Origin of the sequence: Desulfovibrio sp. 1214_IL3152, from assembly GCF_036763055.1 — a bacterium.
Classification (GTDB): Bacteria; Desulfobacterota; Desulfovibrionia; order Desulfovibrionales; family Desulfovibrionaceae; genus Desulfovibrio.
Map to the genome: position 1 here is coordinate 1 of NZ_JBAIYW010000066.1, position 2823 is coordinate 2823.

The window sequence follows — 2823 nt, forward strand, 5'->3', positions numbered from 1 at the left end:
CGCATTGCCGAGGCCGAGGAACAGAGCGCGGCGGCCCGCGAGCAAAGCAGGCTGGCCGCGGAAGCTACAGAAGAGGCCAATGCCGCCAAGGGCAAAGCAGAGGAAAGCCAAAGGGCCATTCTGCTGACGGCCGAAAACATCGAGGGCGTGACCGCCCGGCTGTATACGGCTACCGAGGAACTTTCGGCCCAGATTCAGGAATCCACCAGAGGAACCGACATCCAGCGGGAGCGCGTGGCTACTTCTGCCACAGCCATGGAAGAAATGAACTCCACCGTGCTTGAAGTGGCGCGCAATGCGGGGGTTGCGGCTGACGGGTCCAATCTTGCCCGGGAAAACGCTCTTCTGGGCGAATCGATCGTCCGCCAGTCAGTGGAATCCATCAGCATCGTGCAGACAGATGCCCAGCGCCTCAAAGGTTATATGGAATCATTGGGAGAAAGGGCGGAAAGCATCGGGGCCATCATGACGGTCATTTCAGACATCGCGGACCAGACCAACCTGCTGGCTCTCAACGCGGCCATTGAAGCGGCCCGCGCCGGAGAGGCCGGGCGCGGCTTTGCCGTGGTGGCCGATGAGGTGCGCAAGCTTGCCGAAAGCACCATGAACGCCACAAAAGAAGTGGGAGATGCCATCAGCGGCATACAGCAGGGAACCAGAGACAGCATCAGCGCGGTGGAACAGACCTCCAGCGAACTGAACGACACGGCCGCACTTGTGGAAAAATCAGGCCAGTCGCTGGTGGAGATTGTGGAAAATGTCGCCGCTGTGGCGGATCAGGTGCGCAATATCGCCGCAGCGGCTGAAGAACAGTCCGCGGCCAGTGAAGAGATCACCCGCGCCCTGGACGAAATAAACCGCATGGCCGACGAGGGAGCCACAGCCATGCACATGTGCGCCCAGGCAGTGGTGGAACTTTCCGAACAGACTGACGGGCTAAAAAATCTGGTTGTCGACCTGCGCGCCCAATAACCGTCCGCCGCAAGACCACTTGGAGAAGCGCGTATGCACATTGTATCTGTAGGAATGACTCCGACCCAGATCCGCCAACTGGAACAGGCCCTGCCCGGCGATACTATCACCCATCATTCCTGCGAAGAAGCCGCCCTGGACGCGATTCTCGCTTGGCCGCCCCGAGCTGTTCTGTATTCCCCCGCCGGCGACCCGGCGGGGGAGTACAGGTATGCTTTTCTGCGGCGCCTTTCTGAACTCGAACTGTCGTCAAGGCCGCCCGTCATCGTTCTGTCGGACCACAGCTCTCTTCTTGATAAGGAGGCTGCCTTCAGCGCGGGAGCCTACGATTATCTTACGCAGCCCGTCGCCAACAGAGAGCTTGCCACACGTGTGGCAGCCACTCTGGGCCAATGCCGCACCGAAGAGGCTCTTTTGCACCTGAGCGCCCACATGTCTTATTCCAGAAATATCTTTCTGAAAGGCATGGCAACCCTGACCGCCATGAAAGACCCGGATACCGGCGGGCATATCCTGCGCGTGGCCCGCTATATGAAGGTGCTGCTGGAAGACATCGCCATACAGATGCATGCCCTTGTCCCTCTGACCGAGCAGGATATAAAAGAAATAAGCAAGGCCGCAATTTTGCACGATATCGGCAAGGTACACATCCCCGATGCCATATTGCAGAAGCCCGGCCCCCTGACAGCCGAAGAGTTCGATACCATCAAAACCCATACGCTGCACGGCGGCAAACTGATCCACAGCCTCCGGCATATTTTCGATTCCCGTTTTCTTCAGTTCGCGGAAGAAATCGCACGCACGCATCACGAGCGATGGGACGGATCCGGCTATCCCCTGCGCCTGCAGGGCGCCGACATCCCCTTCGTCGGGCGGCTCATGGCGGTGGTCGATGTATACGACGCCACCAGATTCGCCCGCGTATACAAGAGCGCGTGGCCCCATTCCATATCTACCCAGTACATTATGGACAACAAAGGTGTGCTCTTTGACCCGGTTGTGACCGAATGTTTTTACAAAAAGCGAGAAACATTTAAAAACATTTCAACGTCTTTTCAAAAAACCGGCTCCATCTTCTTTTCCTGAATCCGGGGCGGTAGACGGGCAGCAACACTGTGCGGCCTGCCCGGGGCCACCGGGCGCACTCCCCTGCATACCGGAAGGCCCATATGCCCCGCCGCCCCGCCCCCTGTGCGAAGCCACGAATTCGCACAGGGGGACCTCCACAGGGGCAACACAATACGCTGTCAAAATTTCCCCTGTTCCCGCATACGCTGCGCTTGCCTCTTGCTCGCCGCTTTTTTATGACACGCCCCGCCGCAGGCTCATGCCACGGCGCGCAGGGCATATCCTCTTTGCCGGGCCGTATTTTCCAGCTTGGCCCCTAATTTGCAATTAGTCAGTGTGCTGTCAAACATACGGCACAACGGCAATAACGGGCGGCGCAATCGTCGCCAGTCATAAGGAAAGGCCATGCAGGTAAAGACGTTCACCGGCGCCGCATCGCAGGAGATTCTGGCAAGAATCAAGGCCGAAATGGGGCCAGACGCCGTCATCCTGGGCAACCGCACCTACCGCAAAAACGGTGAGGTCTGCCATGAAATCACGGCGGGGATGGAGCGCTCCCAGTCCGGCAACGGCGCGCCCGTCAGTGGGGTTCCCGGCGGCTGGGGCGAATGGCACAAGGAGTGGCAGCAGATCAAGGATCAGCTTTTCGCCCTCATGAAGCCCGCCATTCAACTGGAGCGCCTCACCCCCCGTCAGCGCGTCGCCCTTGAGTATCTTCAGCGCGAGGGTATTTCCGACGCGGTGGCCGTGGATCTCTATCAGCGGCTGGTGTCGCAGCCCGGA

Annotated in this window: 2 protein-coding genes and 1 pseudogene; all 3 read left to right on the forward strand. The window is 59.2% G+C overall.

The features are described from left to right. A partial coding sequence (locus V6C07_RS01270) for a methyl-accepting chemotaxis protein (protein ID WP_333534586.1) occupies positions 1 to 972 on the forward strand: 972 nt, incomplete at its 5' end. A gap of 33 nt (positions 973 to 1005) precedes the next feature. Next, on the forward strand, positions 1006 to 2058 hold the full coding sequence (locus tag V6C07_RS01275) for an HD-GYP domain-containing protein (RefSeq protein WP_333534587.1): 1053 nt from the start codon (positions 1006 to 1008) through the stop codon (positions 2056 to 2058). Between the two features lie 387 nt (positions 2059 to 2445). Continuing rightward, a pseudogene (locus V6C07_RS01280) lies at positions 2446 to 2823 on the forward strand (flagellar biosynthesis protein FlhF); the annotation flags it as partial.